The sequence below is a fragment of the Natrononativus sp. DTA114 genome, from assembly GCF_059736515.1.
This window is the reverse complement of the sequence record NZ_JCASSN010000002.1, coordinates 210386-230836: the sequence shown is the minus strand read 5'-3', so window position 1 is coordinate 230836 and position 20451 is coordinate 210386. Positions and strand designations below refer to the sequence as shown.

Sequence of the window (20451 nt, the reverse complement as noted above, 5' to 3'; positions counted from 1 at the left end):
CGAACTCGCCAGTTCTGCAGGCAACGGAAGCGTTTACCCCCTCCGGGCGAGTCTCTCCCGCATGAAGGTGTTGGTCACGGACCCCATCGCCGACGCGGGACTCTCCGTGCTCCGGGAAGCCGGACACGACGTCGAAACGAACTACGAACTCGAGGGCGAGGACCTGCTCGAGGCCGTCTCCGACGCCCACGGGCTGATCGTCCGTTCCGGCACGGAGGTCACCGAGACGGTGCTCGAGGCCGGCGAGGACCTCGTGATCGTCGGGCGGGCGGGGATCGGCGTCGACAACATCGACATCGACGCGGCAACCGAGCAGGGCGTCATCGTCGCCAACGCGCCGGAGGGGAACGTCCGCGCGGCCGCCGAACACACCGTCGCGATGACGTTCGCGGCCGCCCGCTCGATTCCCCAGGCCCACGTCCGCCTGAAGGCCGGCGAGTGGGCCAAAAGCGACTACCTTGGCGCGGAGCTCAACGGGAAGACCCTCGGCGTCGTCGGCCTCGGCCGCGTCGGCCAGGAGGTCGCCAAGAAACTCGACTCGCTGGGCATGGACGTCGTCGCCTTCGACCCCTACATCTCCGAGGAGCGGGCCGATCGGATCGGCGCGGACCTCGTCGAGTTCGAAGACTGTCTCGAGGCCGCCGACTTTCTCACGGTTCACACGCCGCTGACCCCCGAGACGGAGGACCTGATCAGCGACGAGGAACTCGAAGCGCTCGCGGGCGGCTACCTCATCAACTGCGCCCGCGGCGGCGTCGTCGACGAGGACGCCCTCGCGGCAAAGGTCGAGGACGGCACCCTCGCGGGAGCCGCCCTGGACGTCTTCGCCGAGGAACCACTACCCGACGACTCGCCGCTGCTGTACGTCGACGACGTGATCGTCACGCCCCACCTCGGCGCCTCGACGGAGGCCGCCCAGGAGAACGTCGCCACCTCCACCGCCGAACAGGTCGCCGCCGCCCTCACCGGCGAACCCGTCATCAACGCGCTGAACGCCCCCTCGGTCGACGAGAGCGCGTTCCCCCGCATCGAGCCCTACATCGGTCTCGCCGAGACCGCGGGGAAGGTCGCCACGCAGTTGCTCGAGGGGCGGATGGAACGCATCGAGGTCACCTACGAGGGCGAGATCGCCGAGGAGGAGGTCGACCTGATCACCGCGAGCGCCCTGAAAGGGGTGTTCGAGCCGCTCGAGTGGCAGGTCAACGCGGTCAACGCCCCACAGATCGCCGAGGACCGGGGCGTCGAGGTGACGGAGTCGAAGACCCGTCAGGCCGAGGACTTCCAGAGCCTGATCTCCGTGACGGTTTCGGACGGCGACGAGGAACTCACCGTCGACGGGACGCTCTTTGCGGGCGACGACCCGCGGATCGTCCGCATCGACGGCTACCGGGTCGACGCGATCCCCCACGGCCGGATGGTCATCACGCGCAACACCGACGAACCGGGCGTCATCGGGCTCATCGGCACCGTGATGGGCAGCCACGGCGTCAACATCGCGGGGATGTTCAACGCCCGCGAAGCAATCGGCGGCGAGGCGCTGACGGTGTACAACGTCGACGCCGAGGTCCCCGACGCGGCCCGCGAGGAACTCGAGAGCGACGAGCGCATTATCGGGGTGCGGTACATCACGCTGAACGGACAGGCGTAACCACGGGTCGACGCGGTCGCGAGGAATCGTCCGACGCGTGACCGCCTCGGTTCCGTGACAGCCACCGAGGAACCACCCGGGCGGGGAGAAAGAGTGCGACGGTCGCTGCGGTGATAGCCACCGTCAGCACCACAGCCTCGAGCATCGTGTCCGCGTAGTACACACCAGCAGGGCGTTTAGTTGCACGAATCGACACGCGTATCGTCGGAGGGCGGTCTCGCCCCCACCCTCACTCAGACCGCTTCGAGACCGCGTAGACGCGGCCGATTCCCGCGGTCGGTATACGTGTTCGGACCGGTCTCAGATATTGTTTCCATAGGAAATCTCTATATGTAATCTCTATGCGAAATTACTATATACCATTACTTTCAATTGTTCAGATAGCCTGCGTGTGTGAACCGTTCACGCGGGAGAGGTGGACACAACGAACGGAACGCGAAATCGGCAGACGTGGCTGGATAGGTTGCTGGAAGATACGATTACACGAGACATGAGACACCGAACGAAGCAAATCAACGGGGTCGTTCTCTCGCTCATCATGGTTCTCTCGATGGTTGCCATCGGCGCCGTCGGAGCCGGAGCGACGTCCACGACCCCCCACGACGGACAGGCGTCGCCACCCGCGAACCTCCACGCACAGGGGGACGTCTCGGTCGAACAGATCGAAGAAACACACGACGCGGCCGACGTCGCCGTCGATCACCGGATCGACGAGGCGATCGACGGCGACGAGGACGAGCTACCGCTCGTGCTCTCGCTCGAGCAGCCGACGGTGACGGCGACCGACGCCGAGACCGCGCGGGAACAGCTCAAATCGCACGCGGCGACGACCCAGGAGCCGGTCGTCGAGGGGCTCGCGGAAAGCGACGCCGCCACCGTTCAGAACACGTTCTGGCTCTCGAACCTGGTCGCGGTGACCGCCGACGCCGACGAGCGCGCGATCGCAGAACTGCGCGAACTCCCCGGCGTGCAGGCGATCCACCTCAGCCAGGAGATCGACCCGGTCGAACCGGTCGACCGAAGCGGGGCCGACGCCGCCGACGACGGCGAGTACACGTACGGCCTCGAGCAGATCAACGCCCCCGAGTTCTGGGACGAGTACGGCACGATGGGCGAGGACGCGACCGTCGCGATCATCGACGACGGGATCGACCCGGCGCACCCCGACCTCGAGCTGTACACCGACGACCCGGACGATCCGACCTATCCGGGCGGGTTCGAGGCCTTTGACTCGAACGGCGACATCATCGAGGGCGTCGAGCCGTCCTCGGACACCGGCCACGGCGACCACGTCAGCGGCACCGCGACCGGCGGCGACGCCTCCGGAACGGCGATCGGTGTCGCGCCCGAGGCCGACCTGCTCCACGCGGACGTCTTCTACGACTCCGCGATGGACGTCACCATCGTCGGCGCGATGGAGTGGGCGGTCGAAAACGACGCCGACGTCGCCAGCATGAGCCTCGGCATCGGCTGCGGCCTCTTCGGCGGCCCGGCCTACGAGGACATCTTCATCGAGCCGATCGACAACGCGCGCAGCGCCGGAACGGTCGTCGTGACCTCCGCCGGTAACGGCGGCGACGGCTGCGTGAGCGCCCCCGCGACTGACTACGACTCGTTCTCGATCGGCTCCTCGAACGAGGCCAAGGACATCTCCGACTTCTCGAGCGGCATGGTCGTCGAGAAGGACGAGTTCGACGACCCGCCGGAGGCGTGGCCCGACTCCTTTGTCAAACCCGACGTCGCCGCGCCCGGCGAGGACGTCTACAGCGCCGGCCCCGACGGCGAGGGGTACGAGATCCTGAGCGGGACCTCGATGTCCTCCCCGCACATCGCGGGCACGGTCGGACTCTTCCGCTCTGCGAACCCCGACCTGACCGTCGAGGAGATCGAAGACGCTCTCGAGGCGACCGCCTGGAAGCCCGACGACTGGGACGAACCGGGCGACGAGAGGGACACCCGGTACGGAATGGGTATCATCGACGTCACCGCGGCCGCCGAGGAACTCGACCTCGGCGCCGGCGTCCCCGAGTACGAACTCGGCGACGTCAACGAGGACGGCGTCATCGACAACGAGGACGTCAAGCTGACCCGCGAGTACGTCCAGGGCAAGATCGACGAGGACGCGCTCAACACCGAGCTCGCGGACGTCACCCGCAGCGGCAACGTCACGGACGAGGACGTCCGCCTGATCCGTCAGCTCCGCAATGGGCAGGCCGACCCCGGCCAGATCGAGGTCTCGAACCTCGAGGGCCCCGACGAGGTCGACGAGGGCGACGCGATCAGCGTGTCGGCCGACCTCGAGAACGTCGGCGACGTCGGCGCCATCGAAGCGATCGAGCTCCGACTCGCCGATTCGGCGGACGACTTGGACGAGAACGCGACCGTCGCGACGACGGTGAGCGACCTCGCGCCCGACGGAAGCGAGAGCGTCACGCTGACGGTCTCCACCGACGGCCTGGCGGGCGGCGAGTACGCCTACGGGGTCTTCACCGACGAAAGTGCCGAGACGGGCGAACTCACCGTTCTGAATCCGCAGTTCGAGGTAACCGGTCTCGAGGCCCCCGACGAGGTCGAACGGGGCGACGAGATCGACGTCGAAGCCACGATCGAGAACACGGGCAACGCGGCCGACAGCCAGGACGTCGAGTTCCGGTTCGACGACCTCGAGAACGCCGTCGCAACGGAAACCGTCGCGCTCGAGCCGGGCGAGAAGGCGACCGTCAGCTTCGAGAACGTCACGGTCGACGCCGAGGGCGGCAGCTACGACCACGGCGTGTTCACCGACGACGACTCGCTGACCGCCGCGATCACGGTGCTCGAGGCGTACTTCGCCGTCAGCGACGTCGACGGCCCGTCCGAGGTGGCCCACGGCGACTCGATCACCGTCACCGCGACGATCGAGAACGCCGGCGAGGCGACCGACACCCAGACCGTCGCCTACGAACTCGGCGACGCGCCCGGCGACGTCGCCGTCGTCGGCAGCGGCGTCGACGCCAGCGACGAGGCGCTGCTCGAGGATCTCGAGGAGCGCGGCGACTCGCAGTTCGAGACGCGGGATCTCGAGCGGGTCGACCCCCACGGCGTCGAGAACACCGCGGAAACGCTCGCGGACGAACTCGACGACCACTACACCGTCGACGCCGTCCACGACGGCGACCTGCTCGACGCGACCGACGAGTACGACGTCTTCGTGATCAACGACCTCTCGAACGTCGAACTCGGGGAGTTCCTCGCCGAACTCGACGACGACCAGGGCGTCGTCTACCTCGAGAACTGGGGCAGCGGCTCCGACGGCATCAGCGCGCTCGCGGAGGAGCGCGACGGGCTGTCGGTCAGCACCAGCTTCTCCGGCTCGGGCAGCGTCGACTACGCGATCACCGACGACCACCCGATCCTCACCGGCGTCGGTGACGCGGGTGAGGACGTCACGATGTACGACGTCAGCTCGGCGGACCGCGCGTGGTTCAGCGGCTACGGCGGCGACGTCTACGCCGACGTCGGCCTCAGCGGTGCGAGCGCGGACGGCTCGGCCGTCGGCGTCGACGAGGAGGAAAACGAGATCCTCCTCACCCTCGGCCGCACCAGCTGGGTTCCAAACGAGGACTACACCGACGAGGCGAACGCGCTGCTCGCCAACGCGGTCGAGTACGCGAACGTCGGCAGCGTCAGCGGTGGGACGGCTGCGGCGCAGACCGACGAGAACCCGGCACAGAGCGTCGAACTCGCACCCGGCGAGAGTACGACGGTGGCGTTCGAGTACGTCGTCAGCGAGGACGACGGACTCGGCGACGCCGCGCACGTCGTCTCGAGCGCGGACGAAGAAGCGTTCGCGCTCACCGACGTCGACGCACCGGAGCTCGTCGAGGTGACGGCCCTCGAGGCGCCCGCGAACGCGACCCAGGGCGACGAGTACGCCGTCGAGGCGACGCTCGAGCACGTCGGCTGGGAGGAGACGACCCAGACCGCCGAGTTCGTCTTCGACGGCGACGTCGAGGCGACCGAGACGGTCACGCTCGCACCCGGCGAGGAGACGACCGTGACGTTCGCGAAGGACGTGCCGCAGGACCACGAGCCCGGCACCTACGAGCACGGCGTCGAGGTCCGCTTCGACGGCGAGTCGAACTGGATCGAGATCGAAGCAGGCGAGGAAGCCACCTTCGAACTGCGCGACTTCGATGCGCCCGCCCACGTGGGTCAGGGCGAGACGCTCACCGCGAGCGCCGTCGTCGAGAACACCGGCGACTTCGCGGACACCCAGGAAGTGACCTACGAGTTCGACGTCGGCACCGGCGACGACGACGTCGAACTCGAGGACGTCTCCGTCGCGGTGGTCGACGAGGAGGACTACCACGAGGGCGCGCTCGTCGCGGTCCTCGAGGAGCGCCTCGACGCCGACGTCTACGAGGTCGACCTGCTCGAGGCGGACGAACTACTGGACTCGATGGACGACTACGACGCGTTCGTCGTCCAGCGCCTCGGCAGCGACGACCTCGCCGAGGACTTCCTCGACGCGCTCGAGGACGACCAGGGCGCGGTCTACCTGGACTCCTACCAGGGCGGCACGTCCGAATCGTACGCCGACGGCGTCTACCGCCTGCACAACGTGCGCGAGAACCCCGGCGAGCGCGACGCGGACGCGACCGCGACCGACGGCCAGCCGGTGACGATCGAGATCCACGAGGAGCACTCGATCTTCGACGGCGTCGGCTCCGCAGGCGACACCGTCGAAACCTACACCGGGAGCACCACGTGGGGCGCCTGGTTCGACGACTACGACGGCACCGTGCTGGCGGACGCCGACTTCTCCGCCGGCGACGACGGCGTCCACGAGGGGCCGTCGATCGCGGTGAACGACGACGAGAACGAGGTGCTGGCGACCGCCGTCGCGCGGGACTTCTTCACCGACGAGGAATCCTTCACCGACGAGGGGAACCTGCTGCTCGCCAACGCGGTCGAGCACGTCTCCGTCCAGGCGGCGCTCGGCGGCGCGAGCGCGAGCACCGCGATGGACGCGACCGCGAGCGACGAGTTTGACGCCGCGGCGGTCGAAACCGCCTCGGCCGACGACTTCGAGATCCAGGACGACGGCTTCGTGACCCTCTCGCTCAGCGAGGAGGTCACCCTCGAGGGCGGCGAGTCGACGACCGTCGAGTTCGAGTACGAGGTCGCGGACAACCAGCGTCCCGGCTTCTACGACCACGGCGTGTTCACCGACGACGATGCCGCCACCGACGAGATCGAGGTCGACCGCACCCGCGCCGACATCGGCGTGACGGGCTACTTCCTCGACCCCGATCCGTCCGAGGCGGAGCTGTACGTGGGCGACACGCTCACCGCCGAGGCCGTCGTCGTCAACCAGGGCGGCGCCGCCGGCGAGTACGACGTGACCCTCTACGAGGACGCGACGCCCGTCGACACCGAGACGGTGCACCTCGAGCCAGACGAAGTCACGGTCGTCGAACTCGACTTCGAACTCGAGGACGCCGGCACGTCGATCGTCTCGGTCAACGGCGTCGACCCCGTCCAGATCGAAATCGAACCGGCCGAAGACGGCGAGAACGGCACCGCCTCGATGACGCTCGAGGACGGGGCTGCGACCCCGGTCGTCGGCGCGCTCGGCTAGCGCCGGGATCGGATTCCCGATCGCGATTTTTTGCGGCCGACCGACGCGACGAGCCGACGGCCTCGACAGCGAGGTGCCGACGGCAAAAGACCTATCGCCCCGACGGACAACCCATCGGATATGAACTCGACGGAAGCCGAGGTGGACGTCGACTTCGGCGAGGACGGCCTCGTTCCCGCCGTCGCCCAGGACGCCGACTCCGGCGAGGTGCTGATGCTCGCGTACGTCTCTCCCGAAGCCCTCGAGCGAACCCTCGAGACGGGGACCGCACACTACTACTCGCGCAGCCGCGACGAACTCTGGCAGAAGGGACAGACGAGCGGCAACACCCAGGAGATCCGGGAGGTGTGCGTCGACTGCGACGCCGACACGCTGCTCTACCTCGTCGACCAGAAGGGCGGCGCCTGCCACACGGGTCACCGCTCGTGTTTCTACCGGACTATCGACGGCGAACGCGTCGGCGAGAAGGTGTTCGACCCCGACGCGGTCTACGAGTGAGGTGAACCTGGAATGAGTACGGGACTCCAGCAGTCCGACGACATCGGTCGACTCGAGCGCGCCCGCAGCCGCCTCGCGGAGGCCGAGGACCGGATCGACGACCACGGCGAGGACACCGTCAGGGAGGCCGCCGACGCCTACCGGAGCGCCGCGGACCTTCTCGATCGCTACGTCGATCGGGCGACGGGCACCGGCCGGGAGAACTTCAAGGCCTACGTCGAACTCGAGGGGAAATTCGCCTCGCTGGTCGAGGGGCTTCCCGACGACCTCGCGCACCGCGAGTCCTTCGAAGCGGCCCTCGAGGCGATCGACAAGCGCCGGCTGAGCGAGTCGGATTTCGAGCGCGCCGAGAGCGCGCTGGAGCCGGCGGCCGCCTTCTCGGAACTTCTCGCAGAGCGCGAGGACGCCCGCGCTGCGCTGGCGGAGGCCAGGACGGCGGCGAACAAACGGATCCGGGAAATCGGCGACGAAATCGGAGAGCGCGAGCGCCTGCGCGAACTCGGCGACGCCGACCTCGAGGCCCCAGTCGAACGGCTGCGCGAGCCGATCGAGCGCTACAACGCGGCGATCCGCGAGGCGTTCGAAACCTACCGCCACGACGCCTCGGCGCGGGAGGTGTTCGCCCTCTGCGAACGGAGCCGGCTCTACCCCTTCGTCAGCCTCGAACAGCCGCCCGCGGATCTCAGGCGCTACGTCGCCGAGAACCCGGCGGGGGAATACACCATCCCACAACTGCTCGAGTACGCGGGCTACTCCCGGTCGAAGCTCGAGCACTACGTGGACGACGCCGACGAACTCAAACGGCAGGTCGCCACCCAGCAGACGTATCTCGAGGGGATCGGCGCCGGGCCGCTGACGGTCGCGTGGCCGCCCGAGCCCGCGGGCGTCCTCCGGCAGCGGACCCGCGAACTGCAGCCGTTCGCCGCCCGCGTCGGCGACGAGTCGGTGGTCGCCGCCCTCCGGCAGGTGCGCGGGCTCACCCGGAGCAAGGCGTACGACCGGCTGCAGACCGCCGCAGCGGCCCTCGAGCAACTGGGCGAGGACGAACGCGAACGGCTGGCCGCCGGCGAGGTCGAGGCCGAACTCGAGACGCTTCGCGAGGAGCGTCGGCGGCTCCGCGAGGCGCTCGAGGCCGACAATTCTGACACCGCCTGAGAGCCACGGCTTTTACTCCCCGGCGGCCCTACCACCGGCCATGAGCCGACAGCTGCTCGTCCCGATGGACGATTCCGAGCCGGCGCGGGCCGCACTCGAGCACGTCCTCACGCTGTTTCCCGACGACGAGATCACGGTGATCCACGCCGTCGACGACCTCGCGGCGGGCTACAGCGGCCGGCCGCCGGCCGCTGCCGGCGAGGAAGCCGAACCCGAGTTCTTCGACGACGTCGACGAACTCGCCGAGGAGTACGGTGTCGTGGTCGACCGCCGAGTGGTCAGCGGGACGGCCGCCGACGCGGTGCTCGAGGCCGCCGACGAGGAGGGCGCGGACCAGATCATCATGGGGAGCAAGGGCCGCTCGGGCGTCTCGCGCGTGCTGCTCGGGAGCATCGCCGAGCAGGTCGCCCGGCAGGCGAGCGTGCCGGTGACGATCGTTCGCTGAGAGAGGCGGTCGACGAACGCGACCGCCGCAACGAGCCGCCGCGAATCACCGCCGTTTTCCCCTCGAGCGACGAACGCCGCCCATGGACGACGACGTCGGGACGACGCTCCACACCGGCCTCCTGATCTCGACCACCGCGGCGGTGGCGTGGCTCTCGGGGCTCCCGATGCTCTTTCCCAGTCTCGGCCCCTCGGCGTTCGTCCTCGCGCTATTTCCCGAAAGCGAGGCGACCGACGCCCGGCGCGTGATCGGCGGCCACGTCGTCGGCGTCGTCGCCGGCCTCTTCGCCTACCACCTGCTGGCCGGCGGCGTGGCGATGACGGCGACGCCAGCGCCCGGCAGCCTCGAGGGACTCGGCCTCGCCGCCAGCGCCGTGCTGGCGACGACGCTCACCGCCGGCGGGATGCTCGCCACCGACACGCGCCACCCCCCGGCGTGTGCGACGACGCTCATCGTCTCGCTGGGCCTGCTGTCGACGCTCCAGGAGGGGGCGTTGATCATCCTCGCCGTGATCGCCCTCGTCGCGACCCACCGACTCCTCCTTGCGACCGAGCGGGCGGGCGCGGCCTACGGCGAGGAGTTGCGGTCGTAAATTCGAACTACGGCCGGTCTTCCTCCGGGATCCGCTGCTGGAGCAGGAACGGCCCGAAGTCGGCGGCGGTCCGTCGGGCGACCGTCGCGATCCGCAGCACGTACGCGAACAGCACCGTAAACGGCAGGACGACGACGCTCGCGATAGTGGCGACCACCAGCAACGAGAGCGCGTCGCTCGTGATGAACTCGCCGAGCTGGGTGTCCGCCAGCAGCAGCGATCCGCCGCCGACGAGCGCCAGGAAGCCGACGTACAGCAACAGCCGCGAGAGGTTCGCGAGCTCCTGCTGGATGTGCACCGTCTTGAAGTACTGGCGGGCGACGTGGATGTCGTCGAGGATCGTCTCGAGGCCCGAAACCGCGTCGACGGCCTCCTCGGAGAGCTCGTGGTCGACCCGCAGCCGGCGGGCCCGCTGGAGGTGTAACGGATCGTCGAGATCCAGGATCACGGAGGTGACGTCGAACGTGCCGAAGCGGGCCGTCTCGAGGGCATCGGCACCGGCGTCCATCTCTGCAACCACGTCCGAGACGTAGCGGTCGACCCGCTCGCGGGTGTCGTCGTCCGCCTCCGACGCGTCGACGGCGTCGCGGAACGTCATCGCCCGGTCGCGCGCCGCGAGGACGAGGGTGCGGAGGAACTGCGCCGGGTCGGCGGGGCTCAACTCGAGGCCGACGTCCTCCTCGACGGTCGACCGGAAGTCGCGGGTCTCCTCGAGGCGCGCCCGGAAGGTGCCGGTGGTGCCGAACTCCGCCGAGAGGATGAGCTGGTTGATCGCCAGCACGACCGTGATGAACGGGAGCGTGCCGCCGAGTACGGCACCGACCATCGTCCGCAGCGGCCCGAAGTCCTCGGTGGGGATCAGCCCGGCGGCCCCGAGCGCCAGACAGAGGCCGAACACCCCCGTCGTGAGCAGTCCGGCGACGAGCAGTCGGTTGCCGTCGAGGAGCAGCCACCGCCGCAGGTCGTCGTCGTCGCGGAGGCTCACCGGCGCTCACCAGCGGCCGGTGCTGTGCTGTCCGAGTACACCCGGTGGGGCGGCCAGTGGCGCTCGAGGACCCGCTTCGAACCGGATCGACGCGGCGTTGACATCGTTCGACCGTCTCCACAACGGATCGGTTCAAAGGTGTGGTGCCGGCACGGTCGTTGCCGCTCGAGGACCCTCGCGTCTGCCGCAGGCGTTTCGTCGCCCACGGAGCACCGCACCGCTTCGAGATCGGCGCCTGACTCGAGTCCGCCCTCATTCGGGCGGGCTATCCCACTCCTCGCCGTTGTCTCGCGGCTCGTACCCGATGGTTTCGCGGGCGTGTTCGAGGTCGTCGAGCCAGCGCCGGTCGTTGGCGCTGACGCCGTAGAAGTGGTCCCACTCGACGGACTCGTCCTCGAGACAGCACTCGACCATGTGTGCCAGGTCCCGTCGGGACTGCCAGGTGCCCCGCATCCGGGCGACCTGCTCCTCGTAGGGCTCGCTGCCCCGTTCCCAGTCGCCCCGATCCACGCCGCGCTCGGCGTCGCCGTAGGGGTGGTCGTACTCGGGGTCGCGGACGGAGCCGATCCGGAGTGCGTAGAACCGGATGCCGTGGGCTTCTGCCGCCAACCGGCCCAGGTCCTCGCCGTAGCTCTTCGTGACGCCGTACCGGGAGTCCGGCCGGTGGGGCTCGGTGTGGTCGATCCGGTAGCCCTCGTCGTGGTAGATCTCGGGGGCGTTTCGGACCTCCTCCATCCCCACCGCGTGGTTCGAGGAGGCGAAGACGATCGACTCGAGGCCCGCATCCACTGCCGCCTCGTAGACGTTGGCGATCGCCTCGAGGTTGTCGCCGAAGGGCTCCGACCAGCCGACCGCGCGGTCGTCGGGACCGCCGTGGCCGGGGACGAGCGCCAGGTGGACGACGGCGTCCTGTCCCTCGAAGTGCGGGCGGATCGCCTCGTACTCGCGGACGTCGGCGACGACCGACTCGCCGGGCGCGTCGCCGGCGGGTTCCTCGAGGTCGAGCAGCGTGAACTCGTAGCGGTCGGACTCGAGGTGGTCGGTGATCGCGGTGCCGACGGTGCCGTGGGCGCCGGTGACGAGAACGTTCATACCGACACCCCGATCTGCAGCGGGTTAGTTCTGCGTGCTCCGGAGTCGCGGTCGACGGGGTGGTCCGCCGGACCCGCGCGAGGACGCGACGCCAGGCGACCCCTGTTAGTCGAGAATTATCTACTGAGGGAGAGCGTCGCGGCCTCGAGATCGCCGGGGCAGACAGCGAAGGCGAGCGTAACGCGTCGAGCGCCGGCGGGACGGTGACGGACCGCCCTCGCCTCCGGTGGTTTCGGCGGTGGCTGTCAGGCTCTCCGAACAACAACGTTCATGGCCGACTGAGATCGATTTCGGACCGCGAGGAGAGCCACGGGACTTCCGTCCTCCACTCTATGCCCTCCTCGCATCGCATGCACCTGGCCTCGGGGGACACTCCCCGAGCGTTTCAACGGTCGTGCGAGCGGGTCTCTTCGTGCGCCGCCGATTTCGAAGCCGACCTGGAGCAGGAGTCCGGAGAGTCCGACGGACCTCGAAAAGTGGTCAGTTCCCGGCCGCCGCGTCGGCCATCGCCTCGTGCATGTCGTCCGCGAGCGTCTGCGCCCGCTCCTCGTCTCGAGCCTCGGCGTAGACGCGAACCAGCGGCTCGGTTCCGGAGGGGCGAGCGAGTACCCAGGCGTCGCCGTGATCTAAGCGGTAGCCGTCGCGGGTGTTGAGTTCGGCGTCGGAGGACTGGGCGTGGTTTGCCGCCGCGTCGAGCATCGCGTCGCGGTCGGCGGTCGACTCGTAGTGGATGTTCTTCCTGACGTTCGCGTAGCCGCCGTAGGGTTCGACGAGTTCGCTCGCCCGCGTCTCGGCGACGAGTTCGAGGAAGCGCGCGGCGGTGTAGGCGCCGTCGCGGGCCAGGCGGAACTCGGGGAAGAAGATGCCGCCGTTGCCCTCGCCGGCGACGGGAACCCGCTGGCCGTTGGCCTGGAGTTCCTCGATTCTGGTGATGATGTTCGTCGAGCCGATGGGCGTGAGTTCGATCTCGGCACCCGCGTCGGTGGCGACGTCGACCAGGCGCTGAGAGACGTTCACCGCGGAGACTGTGGTGTCACCGGGCTCGAGTTCGGCGGCCGCGAGCGCGGCGAGGGTTGCGTCGCCCTCGATGTACTCCCCCGATTCGTCGAAGAAGATGGCGCGGTCGGCGTCGCCGTCGTGGGCGATGCCGAGGTCGGCCTCGGTCGCCCGGACGAGTCGGCCGAGATCCTGCAGGTTGCTCGGGACGGGCTCCGGGTCGCGGCCGGGGAAGTGGCCGTCGGCCTGGCCGTTGACGGTGATGATCCGACAGCCGAGCGCCCGGAAGAACTCGGGACTGGTCAACGAGCCGGCGCCGTGGCCCGGATCGAGCGCCACGGTCAGCTCGGCGTCGGCGATCGTCTCGCGGTCGGCGTGGGCGAGCAGGTCGTCGACGTACGCCCTACGAATGCCGTCGACCTCGCGGACCCGGCCGGTTTCGTCCCAGGGGGCGGTTTCGAACGCCTCCGCGAGCAGGGTCTGTTCGACCGTCTCGAGGTCGGCGACGGCGAGTTCGACGCCGTCCGCGCCGACGAGTTTGACGCCGTTGTACTGCGGCGGGTTGTGCGAGGCCGTGATGACGATCGTCGGCACCCCTTCGCGTTCGGCGTGGGCCTGTGCCCCCGGTGTCGGGACGATACCAAGGCGGTCGACGTCCGTTCCAGTGCTCGCGAGGCCGCTCGCGGCGGCGTCGGCCAGCATCCGTCCGGTGTAGCGTGTGTCTCGAGCGACGGCGACCCGGTCGACGCCCCAGGCGGTTCCCGCCGCCTTCGCCACCCGCAGGACGAACTCGGGCGTCAGTTCCTCGTTGGCGACGCCGCGGGTCCCGCTCGATCCGAACACTTTCATTGGGAGATAGTGAGCACGGCGTCCTCAAAGGGGTTCCGAACGAAACGCGCCGAAAGCGAGGACTACGACCGGAAAGAACTAGCGGGGCGAGGAGTGAACGTCAGCGGCCGGCCCTGTCGAACGCAACGGAGAGGCCGTCGGAAACCAGATTGAGGCCGATACTGACGTCGATCACGTCGGTACGTACCTCCGATTCGGACAGCCCCCACCACTCGTCGCCGATCTCGGAGTCGTCTCCGTCGTCCGCCCGGTCGACGCTGTCGACTCGAGCCTGCACGTCGAGGGCCATCGGTTCGGTGGGCCAGCCGCCCGAAAGGACCTCCGTCGGCATCGCCCGAGAATCGGAGTCCCGTCCCTCGAGGTCGACTGCCGTCCTGAAAACCGACTCGCCGTCGTCGACGACGCGGACGGCGATCGTAGCCGCGGTAGTCGACGCGCTCATCACCCGGACCTCGTTTAGTTCGACCGGCTCCGAGAGAGGGCTCCCGGACTGGATCTCCGGCTCCCCGGAACGGAGCGAGCAGCCGGGAAGCGCCCCGAGTCCGCCAGCCGCGAGGGCGAGGAGTCGGCGTCGTGGGAACATACGCCCGGGTTTTCCGTCACCCGGTATGAGTCTTGCCATGCCGACGCGGGACGGAACGTTTTCGGCGACCGCTCTCGGAACCCACGTATGAGCACGATCGAAGAGAAGCGCGTCTACGGCGAGCGGACGGCCCCCGATATCGCCTACGTCGCGAGCGGGGCCGGCGTTCTCCGCGTTCGGATCGCCGGCGACACGATCGGCGAGTTCGCGCTCTGCAAGCGATGTATCGCGCGGGACATCGCCGCCAGCGGGGATCGGATCGCCGTCGCGACCGACGAGAACGTGTTCGTTGCCACACTCGAGGGCGATCGTCCGGATGAGGGACTCGAGGACGGCGCGTCGAGGGAGTGGTTCGAGGAAACCGGATTCGGACCCGCGGTTGCCGTCGGCTACGACGGCGGGACTCTTTTCGCCGCCGGCGCGGACGGCCGCGTCGCCCGCCGGCGCGGTGAAGACTGGAACCCCCTCGAGGCCGACGCTCTCGCGGTCCGGGCCATCGACGGCGACTTCGTGGGTACCGACGACGGCGTCTACCGCGTCCACGACGACGGGCTCGATCACGCAGGCCTCACGGACGTACTGGACGTCTCCGCGGCCGGCGTTCCGCTCGCTGCGACGGCCGACGGCCTCTATAAACTCGGTAACGGCTGGATGCAGGTCCTCGAGGAGCGCGTCGAAACGGTCGCGGCCGACCCGCTGAGCGAGCCGGGCCGGCTCCGGCGCGCCCACGCGGTCGCGGGCCTCGACTGCTACGGCTACGACGGGGAGGGGTGGACGGTGGTCGACCGCTCGAGCGTTCCGATCGTCGGTATCGCCTACGGAGAGGGGATCTACGCAGTGACCGAGCGAGGAACGGCACTGGTCGCAACGGAGTCCGAAACCGACGGCTCGCTCGAGTGGCGGTCGCGGACGCTGGGAGTTGGAGACGTAACCGGGATCGCAGTTTTGCGGCGAGCGGGCGAAGCGTAACCCGGTCGCCATCGCATCGAGTCGTAAATCCGGCTGCCGGTATTCGAAGCGACCGAGCGGCGCGAACGGGGTAACTGCGGCGATCGAGACGAGCGAGCGACGCGAACGAGGACGGCTATGACGAGACGGTACCGCCGGGGAGCGCGCCGACGTCAGACGCTCGTCTGACGGGGATTTATCTGGCGGAGAATCCATTCGATTTCAAGAATGTCTGAACTGACTCGGCGGCAGGTGGTGGCTGCCGCGAGTGCTGTGGGAACTGCTGCGGTCGCCGGCTGTGTCAGCGGTGCGGACGACAGCCCGGCGAACGAAACCGACGCTGGCCAGGAGATGAGCGCCGGCATGATCGCCGGCGACGGAACCGTCCTGGGCGAGATCACCGTCGAAAACCTCGACGGAAGCGACCACACGCTCGACGTCCTCGTCGAGTACGACGGCGAGATCGAACACTGGTCGACCCACGACCTCGAGGCCGGCGCCGGCGGTGCGGTTCTCGAGCGGGAGTGGCCCGACGAACCGGGGACGTTCCGGGTAACGGCTCGCCTCGACGGCGACGACTTCGAGCAGGTGACCGCGGCGAAGTGGAACGATCCGGCGTGTCTGAATCTCCTGGTGCTGGTCGGACGCGACGGCGAGATCAGGACGACCGGCGACACCGACGGCGCGGTGTGTGATACGCTCGAGGCCGACCGGGCCGAGCCCGCGGACGGGAACGACACTGCCGAGTAGCCCCGAGGGCCGGCGACGGGCACCACGAGGCCGCAACCGAGCGCCGAGGCGGGGAACGAAAACGGGTTTAGCCCGCGGACTGTGGTGTCGACCATGATCGTAAGCGGCTCCGCCTCACAGACGCTCGCTGCGTCGCTGGCTCGCGAACTCGAGGAACCACTCGCCGACGTGGTCTACGACCGGTTTCCCGACGGCGAGCGTCGGGCGTCGGTGCCGGGGTTCGAGGGAAACCAGGCGGTGATCGTCGCCTCCACGGTCTCGAGCGACGCCCACCTCGAGGTGCTCCAGTTACAGGACGCGGTGCGAGAGGCGGGTGCCGAGGAGGTCGTCACTGTCCTTCCCTACATGGGCTACGCCCGCCAGGACAAATCGTTCGCCGACGGCCAGCCGATCACCGCGCGTGCGGTCGCGAAAGCGATCTCCACGGGGGCGGATCGGGTGCTGACGGTGACGCCACACGAGGATGCGGTCTGTGACTTTTTCGAACCGACCGCGACGGCAGTCGAGGCGGCCGGCCTGCTGGCCGATCCGCTCCCCGACGATCTCACAGACCCGGTATTCCTCTCACCCGATGCCGGTGCGATCGAACTCGCCGAGCAGGTTCGGGACGCATACGGCGCGGGGGAGACGGATTACTTCGAGAAGGTGCGCCACTCGGGAACCGACGTCGAGATCACCCCGAGCGACGTCGCCGTCGACGGCCGCGACGTCGTCGTCGCCGACGACATTATCGCGACCGGCGGAACCATGAGCGAGTCGGTTGAAGTGCTCCGAGAGCGAAACGCCGCCCGCGTATTCGTCACCTGTGTTCACCCGCTGCTCGTCTCGAGCGCCTCGACGCGACTGGCCCGAGCGGGCGTCGAGGCGGTGTACGGTACCGACACTATCGAGCGGCCGGCGAGCGCGGTTTCGGTCGCGCCGGTGCTCGCCGAACATCTCGGTCGGTAACTCGAGTGTGAGACGGGCCCGTCACGAGAAACGGGTCGTCCCGGCTCGAGGCGGAGTTGACGCCGAGCAGTTTCGGGTACTTATTCGCGCGCTCGTCCGACGGCGTATCCGGTCGGACGAGCGGCGCACAGTTCCATGCGGCGAGCGGTCTGACCCGCTCGAGGGAGATCACAGCCGTGCGGGTACGGACCGCCGGGTGGTCCCGGTACGAGATCAGCGGCGTCGAGCCGCCAGCCAGAGCGCCGCACCGAGCGCGAGAACGACGACCGCGCCGACGGCGACGGCGACCGGGGCCGCCTCGGCGAGTCGGTGGGTCCAGGTGTGAAGGCCGTCGCCGACCACGACCGTCACCCGCTGATCGCCCACGGCGACCTCGTGGCTCGCTTCCTCCTCGAACCGCAGTTCCGCCTCGACGGTTGCCCGCTCACCCGCCGCGAGCGTCACCCGCTCCTCGGCGACGACGCCCTCGGCGGTTCGGAACGCGAGGGTCGACTCGGCCGGCCGGTCCGCCTCGTTTTCGACCGTCGCGGTGACGGTCACCGGCTCGCCCGGATCGACGCGCGTCGGCTCCGCAGCGAGGCCCGTGACGGTCACGTCCGCTGGCTCACGAACCGTTACCGTCAGCCGGTCGTCGCCGATTCGGAGGTCGTAGCTGCCAGGCTCCGTCGGCGTCCACGAGAGAGTTTCGGCGGTCGCGGCGCCGGCCTCGAGCGAGCCGCCCGCCCGATCGACGACCGTCCCGTCGGCGGTGACGACCGCGTCGTAGGTTCCCTGTCGGTCGCCGCGGTTCTCGACGACCGCCGGAATGCGGAGGGTTTCGTTGGTGACCATCTCGGGGAGCTGGGCGGCGTCGGTCCGAAGCTCTCGAGTGTCGCCTGCGAGCACGAGCGAGTCGTCGTCGAGCCCGTAGTGGAATCGCGGGGCCGGCTGATCGAACGCCGCCGCGTGCTCGAACCGATTCCACGTGCCGGGAGCGGCAGTCGTCTCGGTGTAGCGCTCGGCGAACGCCCGGACCTCGCTTCCCCCGCGCTCTTCGAGCGCCGCGAGGAACGCCGCGCGGTCGACGCGCTCTTCCCGGAGGTTGAGCTCGCGGAAGACGTCGGTCATCGCGTACTCGCCGTCGCTCTCGAGGCGAAGCTGTCGGTCGATCGCGCCGTAGACCAGCGGCCCCTTGACGTAGTCGGTCCGGTCGTTCGTCCAGGTGCCGGGGTCGGCGAGCACGTCGTCGCCGTAGGGCGCCCGGCTACCCGCCTCGAGGAACCGGCGGAACTCGATGTACTCGATGTGGCCGGCCTCGAGGGCGAGTAGGGCAGCGTGGTACTCGGCCTGGGCCTCGGTCAGCCACATCGCCTCGGCCGTGGGGCCGCCCGCCGAGCGGACGAACGCCTGTCTGGTGTGGACGTACTCGTGGAACCAGACGTGACTGAGCGCGTCGAGGCGGGCGTCGGCGGCGACCCAGGCGTCGCTCCCGCCGTACTGGAGCCCGCGCGGCCCCAGGGGGACGTCGTCGGCCGGGACGGCGATCATCACCACCTCCTCGTTTCTGGCCTCGACGGCAAGGGCGTCGCTGGCGACGGCGAGCGCCTCGAGGACGTCCTCGGGCGATTCCGTGAGACCGGCCGCCTCGGGGACGACGAGTCTGATCGTCTCCCCGCGAACCGTCCGGTCGTACTCGGTTACCTCGCCGAAGTACGCGATGGCGTCGCCGGTCGCGCCGGGGCCGTCGACCGTCACCGACCGCTCGGTGCGCACGGGTGCCGACTGTCGCCAGCTCATCCGGAGCTGGGGCACCTGCACGACGCCCCAGGAGCCGGTTTCGACGAACGAGTAGCCGTCGTCGTGGTCGTGTTCGTGAGCCAGCGAGTTCGAGGGCGGTCCGGACGCAACCGCCGAACGGGAGTCGAGCGCAGCCGGCTCGTGGCGCACGATCCCGGTGACGTTCGCCTCGACGACGAGCCGAACGACGGGTTCGTCGGTGTTTTCGTCCCACTCGTAGCCGCCGTCGGTGCGGTCGAATCCGTCGGTCGAGTCGACGGTCGCCCGGTCCGGGACGCCGATCTCGAGGCTCGACACCCTCTCGGGAACGTCGACGGTGACCTCGGCTTCGAACTCGCCCGGGCGATCGGGCAGCTGTCGCAGGATGATCGACTGGCGGAGGACGCCGTCGCCCGTTTCGGGAGCGGGACTCGAGGCGTGGGCCGCCGGCGTCGACGCCGTCTCGGCGTCAGCGCCACCGCCCGACGGCGGCGGACCGAACGCCCCGGCGCTCGCGCTCGCCGGCAGGCTCAAGACCAGGAGGGCGACCAGAACGACGGCTGCGACCCGGCTCATCTACCATATGTCGCCAGTGAGTTATCAAGACGCTTGCGACAGCCCTGCGTCAGCCACGCTACCGACCGCCGCGCGAGTAGCGGGCGAAACGGCGGGGGTTGCTGGGGCGGTGTGCCGGCCTCACTCCGGTCGGCGCGACGTTTCGTCGAACCGGAAAAGCCGCGCAGAGAGCAACAGAACGGCGAAAAATGCGGCCAGGCCGAGGACGACTCCCAGAAGTTCGCCACCGAGGGAGAGAGAGCCGATTCGTTCGAATCCGGAGCGGACGACGGAGACGACGACGAACGAGGCGGCTATCGCGACAGCGAAAACGCCGACGTTCGTCCCCCAGTCGGAACGCATACCCTCGAGACACCTACCACTTAGATGAACGTTTCGGGTAGCGGCTCGGGAACGAGCGGTATAAGGCGGCGAGTCGGGCGATCGACCGATGCTGCCGGTGGCGTCCCTCGAGCGACGAGCAGGCGTCAGTGTCTGGTTCTACGAACAGGCGTCGGTATCGGGTTCGGTCGACGCCGAGAACCGATCGCCTGGGCCGAGTTCGATCACCGAAGCCGGACAGTCGTACTCGAACCAGTCGGCGTCGATCTCGTAGTCGCCGACGGAATCGTCGTCCTCGAGGAACTCGATCACGTAGTCGTCGGGTTTCCGAAGTTCGAACCGGGCGTGTTCCTCGCCCGCGAGGGCGTACCGCTCGACGTGGACCGGCTCCGGGTCGCCGGCGAGAACGCGGATCTCGAGGCTACGGTTCTCCTCTCTGCTTCGGACGAAGACAACGTGCGGGTCGCCGTCGGCCGCGTCGCCAAGGGTTTCGGAAGCGATCGGCTCGTCGGTAGGGGCCTCGAGCGGCCGTTCCTCGACCGCCTCGTGCGTCGTACTCGTCTCGGATCGAAACGGCGAAGTGAGGGTGCTACAGCCAGCGACGACGGCGGTCGCACCGGTTACGGCGGCGAGGAGGGGGCGACGGCGCATAGCGCGAACTTGTGCGTAACCTGGCATCTGTCTTGT

Annotated in this window: 16 protein-coding genes; 9 read left to right on the top strand and 7 right to left on the bottom strand. The window is 69.0% G+C overall.

Annotated elements, in window-relative coordinates:
* The first annotated feature begins 61 nt into the window (after nt 1–61).
* The 6 genes from serA (at nt 62) to AC6I6S_RS09080 (ending at nt 9961) form a co-directional block, all read left to right on the top strand.
* Complete coding sequence (serA, locus tag AC6I6S_RS09105; protein WP_497949616.1) at nt 62–1648, top strand: phosphoglycerate dehydrogenase; 1587 nt, start codon at nt 62–64, stop codon at nt 1646–1648.
* A 490-nt stretch (nt 1649–2138) separates the two neighbouring features.
* Nucleotides 2139–7271 carry a S8 family serine peptidase gene (locus tag AC6I6S_RS09100; RefSeq protein WP_497949615.1) on the top strand — a complete coding sequence of 1711 codons (5133 nt, stop codon included), beginning with the start codon at nt 2139–2141 and terminating at the stop codon, nt 7269–7271.
* 120 nt (nt 7272–7391) lie between these two features.
* A complete protein-coding gene (hisI, locus tag AC6I6S_RS09095) occupies nt 7392–7769 on the top strand; it encodes a phosphoribosyl-AMP cyclohydrolase (protein ID WP_497949614.1) in 378 nt (125 codons plus the stop codon).
* Nucleotides 7770–7781: 12 nt separating this feature from the next.
* The gene (locus AC6I6S_RS09090; protein WP_497949613.1) at nt 7782–8924 is read left to right on the top strand and encodes a DUF7118 family protein; all 1143 of its coding nucleotides are present in this window, start codon (nt 7782–7784) and stop codon (nt 8922–8924) included.
* A 40-nt stretch (nt 8925–8964) separates the two neighbouring features.
* Nucleotides 8965–9369, top strand: coding sequence for a universal stress protein (locus AC6I6S_RS09085; RefSeq protein WP_497949611.1), 405 nt, complete (start codon nt 8965–8967; stop codon nt 9367–9369).
* An 82-nt stretch (nt 9370–9451) separates the two neighbouring features.
* On the top strand, nt 9452–9961 hold the full coding sequence (locus AC6I6S_RS09080) for an HPP family protein (RefSeq protein ID WP_497949610.1): 510 nt from the start codon (nt 9452–9454) through the stop codon (nt 9959–9961).
* Between the two features lie 7 nt (nt 9962–9968).
* Here the strand turns inward: AC6I6S_RS09080 and AC6I6S_RS09075 are convergent, their stop codons facing one another.
* The 4 genes from AC6I6S_RS09075 to AC6I6S_RS09060 form a co-directional block, all read right to left on the bottom strand.
* Nucleotides 9969–10946 (bottom strand): DUF7972 family membrane protein, encoded by a 978-nt coding sequence (locus tag AC6I6S_RS09075; RefSeq protein WP_497949609.1) that lies wholly within the window; start codon nt 10944–10946, stop codon nt 9969–9971.
* A gap of 252 nt (nt 10947–11198) precedes the next feature.
* Nucleotides 11199–12038 (bottom strand): NAD-dependent epimerase/dehydratase family protein, encoded by an 840-nt coding sequence (locus AC6I6S_RS09070; RefSeq protein WP_497949608.1) that lies wholly within the window; start codon nt 12036–12038, stop codon nt 11199–11201.
* A 480-nt stretch (nt 12039–12518) separates the two neighbouring features.
* A complete protein-coding gene (gene glmM / locus AC6I6S_RS09065) occupies nt 12519–13883 on the bottom strand; it encodes a phosphoglucosamine mutase (protein ID WP_497949607.1) in 1365 nt (454 codons plus the stop codon).
* Nucleotides 13884–13983: 100 nt separating this feature from the next.
* Entirely contained in the window at nt 13984–14466 is a 483-nt protein-coding gene (locus AC6I6S_RS09060) for a hypothetical protein (protein WP_497949605.1), read from the bottom strand.
* A gap of 87 nt (nt 14467–14553) precedes the next feature.
* Between AC6I6S_RS09060 and AC6I6S_RS09055 the strand changes: the two genes are divergently transcribed.
* The 3 genes from AC6I6S_RS09055 (at nt 14554) to AC6I6S_RS09045 (ending at nt 17112) form a co-directional block, all read left to right on the top strand.
* A complete protein-coding gene (locus AC6I6S_RS09055; RefSeq protein ID WP_497949604.1) occupies nt 14554–15435 on the top strand; it encodes an HVO_0234 family beta-propeller protein in 882 nt (293 codons plus the stop codon).
* A 207-nt stretch (nt 15436–15642) separates the two neighbouring features.
* Nucleotides 15643–16164: an Ig-like domain-containing protein gene (locus tag AC6I6S_RS09050; RefSeq protein WP_497949603.1), complete on the top strand. Its 522-nt coding sequence runs from the start codon at nt 15643–15645 to the stop codon at nt 16162–16164.
* 93 nt (nt 16165–16257) lie between these two features.
* On the top strand, nt 16258–17112 hold the full coding sequence (locus AC6I6S_RS09045; RefSeq protein ID WP_497949601.1) for a ribose-phosphate diphosphokinase: 855 nt from the start codon (nt 16258–16260) through the stop codon (nt 17110–17112).
* A 213-nt stretch (nt 17113–17325) separates the two neighbouring features.
* Here the strand turns inward: AC6I6S_RS09045 and AC6I6S_RS09040 are convergent, their stop codons facing one another.
* The 3 genes from AC6I6S_RS09040 to AC6I6S_RS09030 all read right to left on the bottom strand — a co-directional run bounded on the left by AC6I6S_RS09040 (nt 17326) and on the right by AC6I6S_RS09030 (nt 20415).
* On the bottom strand, nt 17326–19443 hold the full coding sequence (locus AC6I6S_RS09040) for a CARDB domain-containing protein (RefSeq protein WP_497949600.1): 2118 nt from the start codon (nt 19441–19443) through the stop codon (nt 17326–17328).
* 120 nt (nt 19444–19563) lie between these two features.
* Nucleotides 19564–19785 (bottom strand): hypothetical protein, encoded by a 222-nt coding sequence (locus tag AC6I6S_RS09035; RefSeq protein ID WP_497949599.1) that lies wholly within the window; start codon nt 19783–19785, stop codon nt 19564–19566.
* A gap of 138 nt (nt 19786–19923) precedes the next feature.
* Complete coding sequence (locus AC6I6S_RS09030; RefSeq protein WP_497949598.1) at nt 19924–20415, bottom strand: hypothetical protein; 492 nt, start codon at nt 20413–20415, stop codon at nt 19924–19926.
* Nucleotides 20416–20451 lie beyond the last annotated feature (36 nt).